16 protein-coding genes are annotated in these 17,353 nt (G+C 44.6%); 12 read left to right on the forward strand and 4 right to left on the reverse strand.

The genetic code is table 11. The features are described 5' to 3' along the window. Positions 1-106: 106 nt before the first annotated feature. From napF to IX95_RS25925, 6 genes are all read left to right on the forward strand, one after another. Positions 107-586, forward strand: a complete 480-nt coding sequence (gene napF, locus IX95_RS14895) for a ferredoxin-type protein NapF (protein ID WP_006961043.1) — start codon at positions 107-109, stop codon at positions 584-586. Between the two features lie 18 nt (positions 587-604). Further along, positions 605-919: a chaperone NapD gene (locus tag IX95_RS14900; RefSeq protein WP_006961044.1), complete on the forward strand. Its 315-nt coding sequence runs from the start codon at positions 605-607 to the stop codon at positions 917-919. Further along, complete coding sequence (napA, locus tag IX95_RS14905; protein WP_038161374.1) at positions 916-3,405, forward strand: periplasmic nitrate reductase subunit alpha; 2,490 nt, start codon at positions 916-918, stop codon at positions 3,403-3,405. The genes IX95_RS14900 and napA overlap by 4 nt, the downstream gene beginning before the upstream one ends. A 70-nt stretch (positions 3,406-3,475) precedes the next feature. Continuing rightward, the gene (locus tag IX95_RS14910; protein WP_038161376.1) at positions 3,476-3,931 is read left to right on the forward strand and encodes a nitrate reductase cytochrome c-type subunit; all 456 of its coding nucleotides are present in this window, start codon (positions 3,476-3,478) and stop codon (positions 3,929-3,931) included. Between the two features lie 29 nt (positions 3,932-3,960). Next, on the forward strand, positions 3,961-4,539 hold the full coding sequence (locus IX95_RS14915; RefSeq protein WP_006961047.1) for a NapC/NirT family cytochrome c: 579 nt from the start codon (positions 3,961-3,963) through the stop codon (positions 4,537-4,539). Positions 4,540-4,551: 12 nt separating this feature from the next. Then, entirely contained in the window at positions 4,552-4,689 is a 138-nt protein-coding gene (locus tag IX95_RS25925) for a TIGR02808 family protein (RefSeq protein WP_006961048.1), read from the forward strand. Between the two features lie 87 nt (positions 4,690-4,776). Here IX95_RS25925 and galE read toward each other — a convergent pair whose 3' ends face one another. Further along, on the reverse strand, positions 4,777-5,793 hold the full coding sequence (galE, locus tag IX95_RS14920) for a UDP-glucose 4-epimerase GalE (protein ID WP_038161378.1): 1,017 nt from the start codon (positions 5,791-5,793) through the stop codon (positions 4,777-4,779). A 243-nt stretch (positions 5,794-6,036) separates the two neighbouring features. Between galE and IX95_RS14925 the strand changes: the two genes are divergently transcribed. Genes IX95_RS14925 through IX95_RS14935 form a run of 3 tightly spaced genes read left to right on the forward strand, consistent with a single transcriptional unit; the run spans position 6,037 to position 8,424 of the window. After that, positions 6,037-6,771, forward strand: a complete 735-nt coding sequence (locus IX95_RS14925; RefSeq protein ID WP_038161380.1) for a 5-oxoprolinase subunit PxpA — start codon at positions 6,037-6,039, stop codon at positions 6,769-6,771. Positions 6,772-6,787: 16 nt separating this feature from the next. Further along, positions 6,788-7,495, forward strand: a complete 708-nt coding sequence (locus tag IX95_RS14930) for a 5-oxoprolinase subunit B family protein (RefSeq protein ID WP_038161383.1) — start codon at positions 6,788-6,790, stop codon at positions 7,493-7,495. Beyond that, on the forward strand, positions 7,495-8,424 hold the full coding sequence (locus IX95_RS14935; protein WP_038161386.1) for a biotin-dependent carboxyltransferase family protein: 930 nt from the start codon (positions 7,495-7,497) through the stop codon (positions 8,422-8,424). Before IX95_RS14930 ends, IX95_RS14935 begins: the two co-directional genes overlap by 1 nt. 42 nt (positions 8,425-8,466) lie before the next feature. On the opposite strand, the gene IX95_RS14940 is transcribed toward IX95_RS14935, so the two are convergent. From IX95_RS14940 to IX95_RS14950, 3 genes are all read right to left on the reverse strand, one after another. Further along, positions 8,467-9,906 carry an FAD-dependent oxidoreductase gene (locus IX95_RS14940; protein WP_038161389.1) on the reverse strand — a complete coding sequence of 480 codons (1,440 nt, stop codon included), beginning with the start codon at positions 9,904-9,906 and terminating at the stop codon, positions 8,467-8,469. A gap of 289 nt (positions 9,907-10,195) precedes the next feature. Next, the gene (locus IX95_RS14945; protein ID WP_038161392.1) at positions 10,196-12,637 is read right to left on the reverse strand and encodes an ABC transporter permease; all 2,442 of its coding nucleotides are present in this window, start codon (positions 12,635-12,637) and stop codon (positions 10,196-10,198) included. After that, positions 12,637-13,311 carry an ABC transporter ATP-binding protein gene (locus IX95_RS14950; RefSeq protein ID WP_038161394.1) on the reverse strand — a complete coding sequence of 225 codons (675 nt, stop codon included), beginning with the start codon at positions 13,309-13,311 and terminating at the stop codon, positions 12,637-12,639. The genes IX95_RS14945 and IX95_RS14950 overlap by 1 nt, the downstream gene beginning before the upstream one ends. Here IX95_RS14950 and tesA point away from each other — a divergent pair. From tesA to IX95_RS14965, 3 genes are all read left to right on the forward strand, one after another. Continuing rightward, on the forward strand, positions 13,310-13,909 hold the full coding sequence (gene tesA, locus IX95_RS14955) for a multifunctional acyl-CoA thioesterase I/protease I/lysophospholipase L1 (RefSeq protein ID WP_038161396.1): 600 nt from the start codon (positions 13,310-13,312) through the stop codon (positions 13,907-13,909). The two genes, IX95_RS14950 and tesA, sit on opposite strands and share 2 nt — an antisense overlap. 73 nt (positions 13,910-13,982) lie before the next feature. Further along, the gene (gene fabV / locus IX95_RS14960; protein WP_038161397.1) at positions 13,983-15,167 is read left to right on the forward strand and encodes an enoyl-ACP reductase FabV; all 1,185 of its coding nucleotides are present in this window, start codon (positions 13,983-13,985) and stop codon (positions 15,165-15,167) included. A 236-nt stretch (positions 15,168-15,403) separates the two neighbouring features. Further along, on the forward strand, positions 15,404-17,317 hold the full coding sequence (locus tag IX95_RS14965) for a sensor domain-containing phosphodiesterase (RefSeq protein ID WP_038161399.1): 1,914 nt from the start codon (positions 15,404-15,406) through the stop codon (positions 17,315-17,317). Positions 17,318-17,353 lie beyond the last annotated feature (36 nt).

A 17,353-nucleotide genomic window follows, 5' to 3' on the forward strand; every position in this document is an offset into this window, starting at 1 on the left:
ATACAAATATGTCAAAAACTACAATTTGTGTGAGGTTAAATGACAAATTATTAATAAGAAATGTGAGCTATGGTTAGTTTAGGTTTCATCAACTTTAGGTAGTGTAGTGGTCGACCTTTCAAAAAGACGTTTTTTCTCAAGAAAGAAGCTGGAAGATAACGAACTGTATCTGCCTTGGCTATCGCAGCCTGCTTTTTTCACTGACCAGTGCACTAGATGTGGCAAGTGCGTAGACGCTTGCGAAACTCAAATCATAGTCAAAGGGGATGGCGGTTTTCCTCAAGTCGATTTTTCTGTCGATGAATGCACCTTTTGTTATCAATGTGCAGACGCTTGTCCTGAACCCTTGTTTAACCCAAAAACTGAGCAACCTTGGGGAGCGAAAGCTACTATTAACGAGGGCTGTTTAGCAAAACAAAACGTTGATTGCCGTACTTGTGGCGATATGTGCGAGCCCATGGCAATCACATTCAAATTAGAAGTTGGCAAAGTAGCACAACCCATTTTAAACCTTGATGAGTGTAACGGCTGTGGCGCATGTGTCTCTGTGTGCCCTACTTCATCCATCAATGTGAGCAATTTTTAATAAGAACGGAAGATATCTATGTCACTTAACGAAGTGCATATTTCTAGCTTAGTGGTACACGTGTCACCTGAGCACCTGACTGAGATTAAGTCTCAGATTGAAGCATTCAGTAATGCCGAGATCTACGGTGATAGTCCGGAAGGCAAAATTGTCGTGGTTCTGGAAACCGAAAACCAGGGATTCATTACTGACACCATCGAAGCTATTAACAACTTACCGAACGTTTTGAGCACAGTACTGGTTTATCACCAAATCGAGACTGAGCTGGAAGAAGACGAATCAAAAAATAAAAACACTGGAACTCAATATTCCCAAACCGAGGGTGAAGTATGAAGATGACAAGACGTGCGTTTGTGAAAGCAAACGCAGCAGCATCAGCAGCAGCGGTCGCAGGTATCACTCTACCAGCTTCTGCTACCAACCTGATTGCTAGCTCAGACCAAACAAAAATCACATGGGACAAAGCACCTTGTCGTTTCTGTGGTACTGGCTGTTCCGTTCTTGTAGGTACACAAAACGGCAAAGTGGTAGCCACTCAAGGTGACCCAGAAGCGCCTGTTAACAAAGGCCTTAACTGTATCAAGGGTTACTTCTTATCGAAGATCATGTACGGACAAGACCGTCTGACTCAGCCGTTACTTCGTATGAAAGATGGTAAGTTCCATAAGGATGGTGACTTCGCTCCAGTTTCGTGGGATGTAGCATTCGATGTCATGGCCGAAAAATGGAAAGAAGCACTGAAAAAACAAGGCCCTTCTGGTGTTGGCATGTTCGGTTCCGGTCAGTGGACTGTAATGGAAGGCTACGCTGCCGCTAAGATGATGAAAGCCGGTTTCCGTTCAAACAATATCGATCCAAACGCACGTCACTGTATGGCTTCTGCTGTTGGTGCGTTTATGCGTACATTTGGTATTGATGAGCCTATGGGCTGTTACGATGACTTCGAGAACGCAGACTCTTTCGTTCTTTGGGGTTCAAACATGGCAGAAATGCACCCTGTTTTATGGACTCGTATCACTGACCGTCGTCTAAGCCACCCACATGTTAAAGTGAATGTACTGTCTACGTACTATCACCGTTCTTTTGAGCTAGCAGACAAAGGTTACATTTTCGAGCCACAATCTGATCTGGCTATTGCTAACTTTATCGCAAACTACATCATTGAAACTGATGCGGTTAACTGGGATTTTGTTAACAAGCACACCAATTTCAAACAGGCTGCGACCGACATTGGCTACGGTCTGCGTGATGATGATCCACTGCAGATGGCGGCTGCTAATCCGAACTCAGGCAAAATGTCTTCAATTTCATTTGAAGAGTACAAAAAGTCTGTAGCGCCATATACGGCAGAAAAAGCTTCTGAAATGTCAGGTGTTTCTGAAGAGAAACTGATTGAGTTAGCGAAACAATATGCGGATCCAGACACTAAAGTAATGTCTTTGTGGACTATGGGTATGAACCAACATACTCGTGGTGTTTGGATGAACAGTCTGATTTACAATATTCACCTTCTAACCGGTAAGATCGCAACACCAGGTAATAGCCCATTCTCTCTAACAGGCCAACCTTCAGCGTGTGGTACAGCACGTGAAGTGGGTACTTTTGCACACCGTCTACCTGCAGACATGGTGGTTGCAAATCCTAAGCACCGTAAGATTGCAGAAGGTATCTGGAACATTCCAGATGGCGTAATTCCCCCTAAACCGGGCTATCACGCAGTCGTTCAAGACCGCATGCTTCGCGACGGCAAACTTAATGCTTACTGGGTAATGTGTAACAACAACATGCAAGCAGGTCCGAACATCAACGGTGAGCGTTTACCGGGCTACCGTAACCCAGAAAACTTCATCGTTTGCTCTGACCCATACCCAACAGCAACAGCACAAGCAGCAGACCTTGTTCTTCCAACAGCAATGTGGATTGAAAAAGAAGGTGCTTATGGTAACGCAGAGCGTCGTACACAAGCTTGGTACCAGCAAGTGGAAACCGTCGGCGAAGCGAAGTCTGACCTTTGGCAGGTGATGGAATTCTCAAAACGCTTCAAGATGGAAGAAGTGTGGACGGAAGAGCAACTAGCAAAAGCACCGCAATACCGTGGAAAAACCATGTACGACATGCTGTTTGCTAACGGCGTAATCAATAAATTCCCTATTGAAGAAGCTCGTGAGTTGAACGACGATGCTCACCACTTCGGCTATTACGTACAAAAAGGCCTATTCGAAGAGTATGCCGCCTTTGGTCGAGGACACGGACACGATCTAGCACCGTATGATGTTTATCACCAAGTTCGCGGTTTACGCTGGCCTGTTGTTGATGGCAAAGAGACACTTTGGCGCTACAAAGAAGGTTCAGATCCTTATGCGAAAGCAGGAAGTGGCTGGGACTTCTATGGTAAACCCGATGGTAAAGCACTGATTATTTCTGCTCCATACGAAGCGCCACCAGAAGTGCCAGATTCAGAGTTCGACCTCTGGCTATGTACGGGCCGTGTACTTGAGCACTGGCACACAGGAACGATGACACGCCGCGTTCCAGAGCTTTACAAAGCTGTTCCTGATGCCGTGTGCTACATGCACCCTGAAGATGCAAAAGCTCGCGGTGTACGTCGAGGCGAAGAGGTGCTTATCGCCAACAAACGCGGTGAAGTACGTGTTCGTGTTGAAACACGTGGTCGTAACCGCCCACCTAAAGGCTTGGTATTCGTACCATTCTTTGATGCACGCATCCTGATCAACAAATTGATCCTTGACGCGACGGACCCTCTGTCTAAACAGACCGACTTCAAGAAGTGTCCTGTCAAGATCACCAAAGTTGCATAAACCAGAAAGCGTCGGTCGCTCTTATGGGCGACCGCAGATAAGAATTTAGCCAAAAGGCGGAGAATGTAAGATGAAAAAATTACTTATTGCACTGTTATCTGTTGGTGCTTTAGCCAGCGGTTTTGCAGTAGCTGAACTTGAAAACCCAGGTGGTATTGGTGGTCTTGAATCACTACGCGGTGTTAGTGAACTAGAAGCGACTCGCCCTGCTGATGATTTCAAGAAATATCCTCGCGAACAGGCGCTTGATAGCAGCTATGTTTATCAACCACCTTTGATTCCTCATAACATTCGTGGTTACGAAGTCTCATTGAACGCAAATAAATGTCTTTCATGCCATAGCTGGAAGAATGCCAAAGAGATGGGTGCAACGAAGATTAGTGTAACTCACTATGTAAACCGTGAAGATGCAGTTCTGGCGGATATGTCTCCTCGTCGTTACTTCTGTCTTCAATGTCATGTTCCTCAAGCAAATGCTCAGCCTTTAATTGAGAACGACTTCAAGAGTGTTGATTCACTTAAGTAAGTACTACGTGAGTAAGTAAGAGGCTATCTATGAAATTATTGAAAGCGTTTTGGAAGAGACTAGCATCCCCAAGTAAAACAGCCGTTGGTGTCGTTTTATTTATGGGCTTTGCTGGTGGCCTTCTGTTTTGGGGCGCATTTAACACGGGTATGGAAGCAACCAACACAGAGGAATTTTGTTCTGGTTGTCATGCCCCTATTGTCGCAGAAATTCAAGAAACGATTCACTACTCTAATCGCTCTGGTGTGCGAGCTATTTGTTCAGACTGTCACGTTCCACATGAGTGGACAGACAAGATCGTTCGTAAAGTACAGGCATCTAAAGAGCTGTTTGCACATTACGTGCTGAGAACTATTGATACTCCAGAAAAATTCAAAGAACGCCGAGCTCACTTGGCCGAACGGGAATGGGCTCGATTCAAAAAGAATGACTCTTTAGAGTGTCGAAACTGCCACGAGTTCGAATATATGGATTTTTCAGAACAAGGCGCACGTAGTGCTAAACAACACTCAACAGCTCTGGCTTCAGGTGAAAAAACTTGTGTAGACTGTCATAAAGGCATTGCTCACAAACTTCCTGACATGCATGGCGTTGAAGGCTGGCAATAGGAGCACTAATACATGAGTACTTTAGAATCAGTTATCTGGCATATCTTGGGCTACGGCGCGATGCCTTTTATTATCTTGTCTGGCTTTGCCGTTGTCGCCGCAATCTCTGTCTGGCTACTCTCGCTGGGCAAAGATAAAGAGGTGGATTAACCTCATCCGCATTGTCAATTTTGCCTATTTTGTATAATGCGTAAAAAAGCCACCGCTTGCGGTGGCTTTCTTCTTTGTAACGATAAGTTATGCGTCTGGATACCCTTGAGGATTATTGGACTGCCAACGCCACGTATCAGTGGTCATTTCTTCCAATGTACGATCTGCTTTCCACTCCAAATCACGCATTGCTTTGGAAGGGTCTGCCCAACATTCAGCGATATCACCAGGTCGACGTTCGACGATTTGATAAGGCACCTGCTTACCAGATGCCAACTCAAAGGCTTTAACCATATCTAGGACACTGTAACCGTTACCAGTACCTAAGTTGTAGACATGCAAACCCTCTTTCTGACCGACTTTCTTTAGCGCCGCTACGTGGCCATCTGCGAGGTCCATCACGTGAATGTAATCACGAACTCCCGTCCCGTCTTTAGTTGGGTAATCATCACCAAATACAGACAAACATTCACGTCGACCAACCGCTACCTGAGAAACAAAAGGCATTAGGTTATTTGGGATACCCTGAGGATCTTCACCTAAATGACCTGATGGATGTGAGCCTACTGGGTTGAAATATCGAAGTAGCGTAACGCTCCAGTCTGGGTTCGCTTTCTGAAAATCCGTCAGGCACTCTTCCACCATTAACTTACTACGACCATATGGGTTCGTCGCGCTGGTAGGGAAATCTTCAGTAATTGGCACACTTGCAGGGTCACCATAAACAGTAGCGGAAGATGAAAAGACAATAGACTTGACGCCAACTTCACGCATAGCATCGACGAGTACCAACGTACCATTAACGTTATTATCGTAATATTCGAGTGGCTTCTCTACTGACTCACCTACAGCTTTTAAACCAGCAAAGTGAATCACAGCGTTGATCTGATGCGCTTTCATTACCGCTACAAGCGCCTGCTTGTCACGAATATCCCCTTCGATGAAGGATGGCGCCACACCTGTGACTTGTTCTACTCTTTTGAGAACACTCTTTTTACTGTTGTATAGGTTGTCGAAAATTACAGGTGTCATCCCTGCTTCGATCATTTGTATACATGTATGGCTGCCTATGTAGCCCATACCGCCTGTAACCAGTACGTTCATATCCCTAACCTTCTGATAAATTTGGTGCAAATACTAACGAATCTTCATGTTAAAACATAGCTTACTAATGAGAATCAAACCGCTAATTCCGTTCCTAGACACCTTAAGCGAACCATAAGAACAAGATGCTTACAATAAAAGCAATAAATAGGCTTAGCGTTGGCAAAATAATGAAATAGATCATTGATTGTTTGTTATTTTTATAACATGTTGACTCAATAGATGAATGTTGGAATGGATTCAATGACAAAGCGTTCTATTACACTGAATTGCGATATGGGTGAAAGCTTTGGCTCTTGGCGTATGGGCGACGATGAAGCGGTCATGCCTTGGGTAGACATGGCAAACATTGCTTGCGGGTTTCACGCCTCCGATCCTCAGATTATGTCCAATACGATTAAACTGGCAATTGAGCATGACACTCAAATAGGTGCTCATCCGAGCTACCCAGATTTACAAGGCTTTGGTCGACGTTCCATTCCGATGGCTACAGAAGAAATCACCAACATGCTTATCTACCAGGTAGGCGCGCTTAAATCCTTAGCAGAAAGCCATAACGCGCAAATCGGCTACGTTAAGCCACATGGTGCTCTATACAACGACATGATGCGAGATATCTCAATATTTGATGCTGTTGCAGATGCTGTATCGTGTTTTGATGTACCGCTAATGATGCTGGCCATTAATGATAGCGAAAAACATTTGGATATTGCTGACAAGTATGAACTTCCTGTTCTATTCGAAGCATTTGCCGATCGCGCCTATCTATCAAATGGTTCATTGTCTCCGCGTTCAATGCCTGGTGCCGTATTGCATAAAGAAGAAGATATACTCGATCAAATCAAACAGATTGTGCACTACGGAAAGGTGAGAACCATTGACGGCTTTTTAATCCCTATTGAAGCTGACACGATTTGTGTTCACGGCGACAACGAGCACGCGATTAAAATGATTCAGAAAATACGAAACGTCCTTTAGCCTAAGGAGATCATGAGTGAATATCGAAACATCTGTAGATCCCGTTGCTGAATGTTCAATACTCATCCATTTTGAGGCAGAACCAAGCCACAAGCTATCTCTCTTAATTGGAGAGATAAGTCAGTATCTGAGTAATCAACTTGGGGCCATGATAATGAACGTGACCCCTTCGTTTGATTCAATCCTGATTGACTACCTGCCTCATCGAGTCTCAATATTCGAATTTGTGCCTTATTTGGAAAAACTGGTAACAGAAGCCATTAAAGCGCTTCCTGATGATACTGACTCACAACACATCGAACTGCCCATCTATTATCATGACGATGTCGGCCCAGATTTAGCTTATTACTACGATCAAGGGCTAAAGCTCAACGATGTGATTGAACTGCATTGCACTCAGGAATACACGGTAGGAGCCATTGGTTTTGCACCAGGCTTTGCGTTTTTAACTTCGGTAAATGAATCACTGCGCTTACCTAGAAAGTCTTCACCAAGAGTTAAGTTGCCAAAAGGCAGTGTCGGTATCGCCAATTCCAATACAGCTATCTACCCCGCAGAGTCTCCCGGTGGCTGGAATATTATTGGTAACTGTCCAGTAAATCTCTACACACCAGACAGCTCGCCAATATTGCCCTTCTCTATTGGCACCAAAGTTCGTTTTAAACCAATTTCCGGTGATGAGTTTCTTCGTTTAGGCGGACGTATCGCCAAGGGGTGGCAGTGATGAATAGCAATGCAATTACTGTAATTAAACCCGGCCAGCAAACGCTCATCCAAGATTTTGGGCGATTCGGATTGGCTCACTTTGGTATTACACAAGGTGGCCCTGTCGATGACTATGCCTACAGCTGGGCGAATCACCTTTTGGGCAATACCACTAATTGTCCTTCCTTAGAGATTACTCTTGGTCAGGCCGAATTTCTCATTCACTCAAAATGCGAAATGGCCATCACTGGTGGAGACCTTAATGCCCGCCTTGACGGTGTAGCGATTGAAAATTGGTCTACGTTTGTTGCACGCCAGGGGCAAACTCTGACCTTTTCTTTGCCAAAGAACGGGTTAAGGAGTTATCTCGCCGTAAAAGGCGGTTTTAAAGTTAAAACTCAACTTGGTAGCTGCGCCACCGTCACTAGAGATCAACTCGGGGGCACTCAGTCAGGCCAGCCAGTACAAGCAGGTGAAGTCATTGGTTTCGAGCCTCATGAGGTGAGGGAAAAATCACTGCAAATGACTTTCCGTTATAAGCCAGACTACAACTTACCGCTTGAGCTACGCGTTATTGAAGGCTATCAAGTGGGTGATTTTTCACAAGATGCAATAAACTCCCTCTACAAACAGGAATTTACTGTCAGTCAGTTGGTAGACCGGATGGGCTATCGACTATGTGATGCGAAAATCAGCCCGCCTAGCAAAGAATATCTCAGCGAAGGCATTGCACTTGGCGCGATTCAGATCCCGCCTAATGGGGAACCCATCATTCTACTTAATGACAGACAAACGATTGGAGGCTACCCCAAGATTGGTTGCGTTGCGCGCATTGACCTTCCCAGACTCGCTCAAGCCAAGCCAGGACAGAAAGTTCGCTTTGTCAGAGGTGATCTATTGGGGCTGCAAGATGTTTGGTGCCAATGGGCAAGATTCTTTGGCTACTAACCGATATTAGTGAAAAAGCTCCCAATTTCGGGAGCTTTTTCATTATTGACCATAAACGTTGGCAAGTTCTGGCGGATAATCTCGCATTTTTGCCAATTCCTCCGCTTTGGATTCAATCACTTTCGGATCCAATGCCATACTCACAGGATGCATAGACTCAATAGATGCCCCTTGGTAATCAAATAACGCCCATTCTTCAACTAGCTTGGTGGCGGCTTCTAGAGCGGAAGAACCCTTAACTACTTCGATCCTTGCATAGTGTTGTCCTTCGAAGGTGACATCTGCCGCTCGAAGGGTCTCATCTGATCCAGGAATCTGCTGAGCTCCAAACAAGGGAGTACCAAACTCATGAGCGGTCTTGTAGTCCGGTACGAAATTAGCCATGTGTTCAATAGCGCGTCTCGTGCGCTCCAATACAACAGGTTCATCCCAACCTTGTTGAATTTTTCTTCTTAACCTAAGAGGAAGCGTTGGCTGAGAAGATTGCTCACCGGAAGCAACCAAACCGTCATCAAATAAGGTAATGTCTTTCGTCATACCATGTAATTGGAATACACCATTAGGGTACGGCGTTAACTGCGCCATGCCCTTTGGCGTACCTCTCGGGCCATGGAAAATTACTTCTGGCCAGAGTTCGTTACATTCGTCCCAACGAGTGACATAAGCTGCTTTGAACTCGACCAATCGATTTCTCGGTTTTTGTGCTAAATCGTCAATGTTTCCTGTTTCGTATCCACAAGCATTGATCAAGTAGTCCACATCCAAAACGGATTGTTGCCCTTGTGCATTCATACACTCTACACGCCAGCCTGTCTCAGTATTGTCGAGACCGATAACCTGTGTTTCTGTTAACAACTCGCAGTTGTTGATTGACTCAAGCGCTAACGTCGCGGATGCAGCAATACGAAATACGCTCCAACCATGTTCCTGAACGGCCACAACCGGAAACTTCAAAGATTCCAAATCCGCTGATTTCGCGAAAGGGATCATCCAGTCGTCAACATGTTTGGGGTGTTCAGGTTGAGTACGGCTGGCAAGCTCTTCCAATTCATCTCTGCCATAGAACTTGTAATAGTCACAAGGTTTACCCAACACTTCATTCGCTGGATCCGAATCTACCAACTCCTGATAGCATCGTTGTATCGTAATTAATCGTTCATACAACTCTTCAGGGCTACCACCATCACTGTAAGGGACAGCAATTACGGTCGGACGGCGATTAATGGTATGTGGATAAAGGCGAACAGATTCGATGGATTGTTTTAACAGCTCGATGCACTGAGAGGTCGAGATCTCCCTGTACAAATTTCCACCAGCATGTAAATGACAAATTGGTGGGCCACTGATTAAAGTTTTGCCTTTTTCAAGCAACACAACATTTATACCGATTTCCGCCAAGTGCAAGGCTGCGGTCGAACCCGCGATGCCTCCACCGATTACAGCGACAGTAGGCGTATCAACTTTAGTATTATCAGACTGCATTTATGTTGCTAATTTATTCATTCTCAGCACATTTTACTGAGTTTGTGCGCCCAAGAAAATCACATTTTTTGAAGGGGATAAATGTGACAATTTCAAGTAAAAAAAATGAAAAAAAACTCTTGACTCATATCTTGTGAAAAGAAGAAAAATTGCCACTGTGAATAACAAAAATCCTCTAAACATTATGCTTATTGGCTTCGGAGGAAATAAGGAGTTATCTACAGGCTAAGTTATCCCAAACTTTATCCACTGTTTTTGTGGATAACTGGATAACTTAGCCACTGGTGAGTTAGTTAAACTCTTTATTTATAGGGACTAGCAGCCGTTTTATCAGACTGTTCACAACCAGCGCAAGTGTGCAAAAAGTCACCAAAGGAAGTGCAAACCAGAGTGAAAAATGAAGGTTGGGAGAAAGATCAAATCCAAATGACATAATGCCCCCTACAACAGCTTCTGCGCCAATTGTAGCTATCAACCCAGCCACAAGCGCCATTAATCCATATTCGGCCCAAATGGTTCTGGTTACTCTCTTTTTACTTGCGCCCAATGTGCGGTAGAGCTGAATTTCAGATTGTCGTTGGCCCAAACTCAGGCGTAACAAAGTGAATATCAACAACACACCGGCAATCACGCCTAATGCGGCAAGTACCGTAATCGACCAGACAATTTGCGTGAGTAGTTCCTGGATTTTTGCACCCATACTGCGTATATCCATCAAACTAACCGTAGGATGACTTCTGGACAGTTCATTCAACACCCCATTGTGCTGGTCTTCTACCCGGAAGCTCACTAAATATGTCGCAGGGATGCTTTCTAAAACATCAGGTGTGAAGATGAAATAAAAGTTCGGCTTCATATCACGCCATTCAACATGGCGAATGCTATTTACTTTCGCAGTAACAACCTGGCTGTTGATCACGAACTTAAGCTCATCTCCCAGCTTGAGATTAAAGTCTTCAGCGACATCCGATTCAACAGATACACCATTACTCTCAGACCATTCTCCTTGTAGAATAGTGTTATGTTCCGGGTTTTCTGTACCGAAGGTAAAGTTAATCTCTCGTCTCAATACGTCACTGCCCTCTTCTCCTTGGGCCTGTTCTTTCGCATCAATGCCATTAATTTCAGTCAAACGCCCACGAATAATTGGGTAGTCTCTTGAGCGCTCTATCTCATGCTCATCTAACACACTCAAATAAGCGTCTTTTTCATATGGAGCGATATTCAGAGCAAACGCGTTTGGCGCATTTTCAGGAATCGTTTTTTGCCAATCAGACAACAAGTCGGTGCGAACCAGCAACATAACGGCCAACAACATTAACGACAGCGCCAGCGCGCCGAATTGGATGCCTGTAGCAAGCGACGAGCGGTTAATTCGACTTAGTGCAAGTTTGAATGACGTCGACAACGGAAGACGACCCAACATTCTGGTGACAATTAAGCTCACGACTGCAAGCGCAGCAAATAAAGCAATCATGCCCCCTAGAACGATCCAAACCAGCGTGTTTTCTCGATAAACAAATAGCATTGGTACAATCGGCACTAATATCAGCCAGCTTGTTTTACGCCCCTTTTTGGTTGTCGCCTGGGGTTGCATAACATCTACTGCACTGACATTCAAAAGACTTAGCAGAGGAATACCCAATGCAGGGACAGCGATTAGAATACTGGTGATAATAGATAGAAATGCAGGTTGCAACCCATAACTCGGTAGAGGATTGGGTAGCAAATCCACAAGCGGTATGCGAAGCAGGTATTCTAACGCGATACCAATTATGACTCCGATAACAGATGCACTGGTTAGCAAGATCACTACCTGCATACCTAGCCAACGGCTGATCCATCGCTTACTTGCGCCTAGGCTTTTAAGCATTGAGATCGTTTTCCGACGCGTCGCCACATAATGCTGGCAGGTCAAAACCAAAGTAGTTGCTGCCATGATGACAACAATCGCCACCGTCAAGGAAAGGTATTGTTCAGTGCGCTGAAATACTTCGTTGGTTCGACTAGCACTATTTTGATCACGCCATCGGTCACTAGGAGTCAGCTCAATTGACTGTTTGATCTGCTCAATGTCGGATTCTTCACCATTAATAAATAGGCTAAAACGGACTCGACTTCCTAACTGAACTGCACCGGTCTTGTCTAAATCAGAATTATGGATAAATGCTGAGGGCATCTGCTGGAAAGGATTAAAGCTTAAGCCGGGCTCTTCAATAATACGTCCAGTAACGGTAAAGTCAGCATCACCAACAGTGACGCTGTCACCAATGATAACATCCAATTGAGAGAAAAGTCGTTCATCAAGCCATAACTCTCCAGGCTTAACGGTGTTGAACTCTTGTTGGTCATCTGACAGCACCATCTCACCACGCAACGGATAAGCACTGTCGACGGATTTCACCGTAATTAGTTTCATACTCTGATCGCTAAACGCCATGGTTGCAAAGCGAGTTTGAGTTGAAGTTACGAGCCCTGCGTCATTGGTAGCTTTGTAGAGCGTATCGGGAATTGGATTAGCTGTCGCAAAAACCGTGTCAGCCGTCAATGCCTCCTTTCCCTGTTTAACGACAACCTGCTCCATTCGTTCTGCGAGGGCCGTTAGCGCAAAAATACAGGCGATGATCAAAGTCAAAGCAATGGAAACTGGCCAGAGCTGACCATGTCTAATTTCACTTAGACTCCAAGAAAAGAGTCGTCGATTTAGGGTTGGAGAATTGGTCGTTCCCATCACGATTCCTCCAGATGTCCCGACTGAATATGAACACGGCGATCACACAGTTCTGCAAGCTTCATATCATGCGTAACCAACACTAAAGTCGTCCCGTGCTGTTTATTCAGTTCGAAAAGCAGTTCTACCACTTTGGCTGCTGTTTGCTGATCTAAATTACCGGTTGGTTCGTCGGCGAACAGTACTTTAGGCTGAACCATAAATGCACGGGCAAGAGCCACGCGCTGCTGCTCACCACCAGACAATTGTGATGGCGAATGATGAATTCGATGTTCTAAACCAACCGATGCTAACAAGGCTTTAGCACGCTCTACATCTTCGTTTTCACCTTTCAATAAGCAAGGTAAGGTCACGTTTTCTAATGCACTGAGGCTTGGGATCAACAAAAAGCTCTGAAATACAAAACCAACGGATTCGCTTCGAATAGCTGCGCGCTCTTCATCACTCAATGTATTCAGCGTTTTACCCAGTAAATGCACGTCACCCGAACTCGCAGTATCGAGACCCGCTAACAAGGTCATTAACGTCGATTTACCCGCTCCGGAAGTACCCACGATGGCGATACTCTCGCCTTCCTTGATGTCAAGATTTACATTTTCCAGGATTGTTAATTGTTCCTGATTAGTAGAGACTACTTTGGATAGTGATTCAGCTTTAATTACGGATGCATGCATGTTTCGATTACTTTCCTTTGTATTTGTTCTTTTCTTCGTTAACCCAGTAAGTGCGACCAAGCTCTTGATTTTAGGTGATAGCCTAAGTGCAGGCTATCAGATGCCAATTGAAAAAGCATGGCCTACATTATTACCTGATGTAATGTCCAAGAAAGGTAAAAACCTGACTGTCATTAACGGCAGTATTTCGGGTGACACAACAGGTAACGGCTTAGCACGTTTGCCTGAATTGTTAAAAAAACATCAACCTGATTCAGTACTGATTGAGTTAGGTGCAAACGATGGCTTACGAGGCTTCCCACCAAACCTGATTCAGAGCAACCTAACTCAACTGATCAGTATGGTACGTGACGCTGGGTCAGAGCCATTATTGATGCAGATACACGTGCTACCTAACTACGGGAAACGCTACACTCAGGCATTTTCTGCGCTTTACCCAGAAACAGCAAAGCAGCTTGACGTCCCGTTACTGCCATTTTTCCTTGAAGGTGTCATTACCAAACCTGAGTGGATGATGGACGATGGCCTCCATCCAAAAGCAAGCGCTCAACCTTGGATAGCAGAATTCGTTGCCAGTGCGCTAATTAATCACCTCTAATTGGTCTAGCTCAATAAACTTTACCTAGCTTTACGTTAATGTTGCGAAACTCCGTATTGAAAAGGATGTTTCCATGATCATTGAACCAATCATCGACGGCGTGATTGCTCGCTCTGCCCACCCATTAGGATGCGAGCAATCTGTTCTCCAACAAATTGAATACGCAAGCCAGGCCAAGCCGATCAAAAACGGCCCTAAACGCGTACTCATAATCGGTGGTTCGTCGGGCCTCGGCCTCGCGTCACGTATTGCGTTGACGTTCGGAGGCGCAGAGGCAGATACCATTTCGGTTTCATTTGAACGCGAGCCATCTGAGAAGTCGGTGGGTTCTGCAGGCTATTTCAATAACGCCTTTTTCAAAAAGCACGCACAAAAAGAAGGCCGTTTAGCAATCAATATTCAAGGTGACGCTTTTTCACCACAAACAAAATCGGAAGTTGTAGAAGCCATTGAAACTTATTTTGAAGGCGAAGTGGATTTAGTTATTTATAGTGTTGCAAGCGGCATGAGGCTTAAACCCGATTGCCAAGATGTCTGGCGCTCGACAATTAAACCTATCGGTCAAAGCGTTTCAGGTGCGTCCATTTCCCTCGAACACGACCAATGGATTGAAACAACACTTACATCTGCTACGGAAGAAGAAGCAGAGTTCACACGAAAAGTGATGGGAGGCGAAGACTGGGAGATGTGGATAGACACTCTCATTAACTCCGAATCGATCGCTCAAGGATGCAAAACCATTGCCTTCTCATATATAGGCCCAAAAACAACCCACCCTATCTATCTTGATGGCACACTTGGACGAGCCAAAATCGACTTGCATCAGACGAGCCACGCTTTAAACCTCAAAATGGCAAACTTCAACGGGGGTGCTTATGCGACAGTGTGTAAAGCGCTAGTCACTAAAGCGAGCGTCTTTATTCCGGGATTAACACCTTACATTCTCGCTTTGTATCAAGTAATGAAACGAAAAGGCACCCATGAAGGCTGCGTCGAGCAAATGCAGCGTTTGTTCAGTGACAAGCTCTACAATCACAATTCGGTACCTCTAGATAGTGAACGTTTGATCCGAATGGATGACTGGGAGCTTAATCCTGATACCCAGCAACAAGTTATCGACATTCTTGAACTTATGAATGCTGAAAACTTTAAAGAGCTAGGTGACTATTCAGGCTTTAAATCAGAGTTCTTAAAACTTAACGGATTCGGATTCAGCGAAATTGACTATACCAAACCCGTTGATTTGAGTGAGTTTTAACAACTAGCCGTATGCTCTTGAAGAGATTCTTAATTTTGAAACACTAGTGCAACAAGCGCCCTGCCTTACTGACAGGGCGCTTTTTTAAACGTAGCATCTGCCTTTCTTAATAATAAGAACGAAGGTTGTCTCCCAAGCATGCCCCTTCTCCTGCTTCCGACTAAATAGCGACTATTATTAACATAAGGGCTAGGATTGCCCGGTTAGAAGGCGAAGCTGCCAGGGATAAAAAATGTATGTCAAAAATAAATACTTCGAATTTGGTCATTCCAGACGAAATGACCAGTGGTTGGCAAAATATTGTCGACCTGCTTGCTGAGATTGTGTCGGTGCCTGCTGCATTAGTTATGCGTATTTACCCTAAACATATCGAAGTGTACTCATCAAACAACAACGGGCAACACCCTTATCGCGTCGGTGACTCAGAAACCTTGGGGCAAGGCTTGTATTGTGAAACCGTGGTTAATAAACAGAGCCAACTCATTGTTCCGAACGCCGAAATCGACCCTCTATGGCAAGATAATCCAGATATTAAATTTGGTATGCTGGCTTATTGTGGAGTGCCGATCAACTGGCCGAATGGAGATACGTTCGGCACAATCTGTGTACTTGATAACAAGGAAAATCATTTTTCCGAAACTTATCAACAGCTGATTGAGAGCTTTCGTGACTCCATAGAATCACAGCTAAAAACTCTATATCAAAATGAAAAGCTCAAACACCTCAACTTAGAGCTCAAATCCAGAGTCCACACTCGCACGCAGGATCTTGTCGACCTCAACTATTCTTTGAACCAAGAAATAGACAAACGACGTGCCGCTGAACAAAAGATCCGTTATCAGCAGAGACACGATTTGGGCACTGGATTTTTAAATCGCTCCGCTCTTGAACACGAAGCGGAACACTTCATTAAAGATGTAGGTGTCAGTCCTTCGCTACAAGCCGCGGCCATTCATATCGGCTTTACAAATGGCCGAAGGATTCAGTCGAAATATGGCTACAGCTCGTGGGAGACAGTTTTAGTCCAATATAGTAAAAGGCTGGGCGATTTAAGTCAGTATCAACTTCTGACCGCTCGTCCCACTTCCACCGACCTAGTGCTTCTACTTGAATCGTCTCAACTCGAGCGCGACCTAAACTCGATCAGCCACCAATTGGTTGAGGTGAGTCAATCTGAGTTTGATATTGACGGCGACAAACTTCATCTCAATGCGTACATTGGTATCAGCACTACAAACGATACACTGTGCCCCAAAAACTTACTTAAATACGCTTCTGAAGCGATGCAATCATGCAAAGACTCGGGGCATAAGTTTAGCTATTACTCGCAAGCCATCGCCGACATACAGAAACATATCAATCAGATGGAAAGCTATTTACTTCAAGCGGTTCGTAACGATGACTTGTTGCTCTATTTCCAACCTAAAGTGTCACCAACTACGCATAAATGGACAGGCGCTGAGGCACTTTTGCGTTGGCGCCACCCTATCCTCGGCGATATCTCTAATGAAACGCTGATTCATATGGCCGAACAGAATGGGCTCATTTTTGAAGTTGGTAGCTTTGTTTTACGTGCAGCCATTCAAAAAGCAGCCGAATGGGCCGAGTATGTTGACGATTTTAAAATCGCCGTCAACATATCGGCCATCCAGTTGAAAAACCCTCACTTTATCGAGCAGATTGAAGATTTGCTCAATGCGTATCAATTGCCAGCTAAATTTCTGGAACTGGAAGTAACTGAAAGTGGTTTGATTGCTGATGAAGTCACGGCTCGTAATACTCTGATTGCATTAAACAATCTTGGAGTGACATTGTCACTTGATGACTTCGGAACTGGTTATTCTTCGTTCAATTATCTGAAGAAATTTCCCTTTGATGCTATCAAAGTGGACAAAAGCTTTGTCCAACAACTGGATGAAAGTGAAGAAGACAAAGAGATTGTGCGCTCAATCATTCACGTTGCTAAGAAGCTAAATTTAATTGTAACTGTTGAAGGTATTGAAAGTGAAACACATGAAGACTTCATTATTAGTGAAGGTTGTGAATATGGTCAGGGCTACTTTTACGGTAAACCGATGCCATGCGATGAATTTGAAACCAGCCTGCTGAGACAAAACTACCCAGGGAATACAAACATTACCTATCAGTAGCTTAATCCTTTACTCTGTGGCGAGCGATTCTTATAA

Source organism: Vibrio sp. B183 (assembly GCF_000740665.1).
GTDB classification, from domain to species: Bacteria; Pseudomonadota; Gammaproteobacteria; order Enterobacterales; family Vibrionaceae; genus Vibrio; species Vibrio coralliilyticus.

What these genes read in the sequence shown, in the direction of transcription:
- IX95_RS14935 (WP_038161386.1), top strand. Translation starts at nt 7,495, where the DNA reads ATGAATAGCAATGCAATTACTGTAATTAAACCCGGCCAGCAAACGCTC.
- IX95_RS14945 (WP_038161392.1), bottom strand. Translation starts at nt 12,637, where the DNA reads ATGGGAACGACCAATTCTCCAACCCTAAATCGACGACTCTTTTCTTGG.
- IX95_RS25925 (WP_006961048.1), top strand. Translation starts at nt 4,552, where the DNA reads ATGAGTACTTTAGAATCAGTTATCTGGCATATCTTGGGCTACGGCGCG.
- IX95_RS14900 (WP_006961044.1), top strand. Translation starts at nt 605, where the DNA reads ATGTCACTTAACGAAGTGCATATTTCTAGCTTAGTGGTACACGTGTCA.
- fabV (WP_038161397.1), top strand. Translation starts at nt 13,983, where the DNA reads ATGATCATTGAACCAATCATCGACGGCGTGATTGCTCGCTCTGCCCAC.
- IX95_RS14965 (WP_038161399.1), top strand. Translation starts at nt 15,404, where the DNA reads ATGTCAAAAATAAATACTTCGAATTTGGTCATTCCAGACGAAATGACC.
- IX95_RS14940 (WP_038161389.1), bottom strand. Translation starts at nt 9,906, where the DNA reads ATGCAGTCTGATAATACTAAAGTTGATACGCCTACTGTCGCTGTAATC.
- tesA (WP_038161396.1), top strand. Translation starts at nt 13,310, where the DNA reads ATGTTTCGATTACTTTCCTTTGTATTTGTTCTTTTCTTCGTTAACCCA.
- IX95_RS14950 (WP_038161394.1), bottom strand. Translation starts at nt 13,311, where the DNA reads ATGCATGCATCCGTAATTAAAGCTGAATCACTATCCAAAGTAGTCTCT.
- IX95_RS14925 (WP_038161380.1), top strand. Translation starts at nt 6,037, where the DNA reads ATGACAAAGCGTTCTATTACACTGAATTGCGATATGGGTGAAAGCTTT.
- IX95_RS14910 (WP_038161376.1), top strand. Translation starts at nt 3,476, where the DNA reads ATGAAAAAATTACTTATTGCACTGTTATCTGTTGGTGCTTTAGCCAGC.
- napA (WP_038161374.1), top strand. Translation starts at nt 916, where the DNA reads ATGAAGATGACAAGACGTGCGTTTGTGAAAGCAAACGCAGCAGCATCA.
- IX95_RS14915 (WP_006961047.1), top strand. Translation starts at nt 3,961, where the DNA reads ATGAAATTATTGAAAGCGTTTTGGAAGAGACTAGCATCCCCAAGTAAA.
- galE (WP_038161378.1), bottom strand. Translation starts at nt 5,793, where the DNA reads ATGAACGTACTGGTTACAGGCGGTATGGGCTACATAGGCAGCCATACA.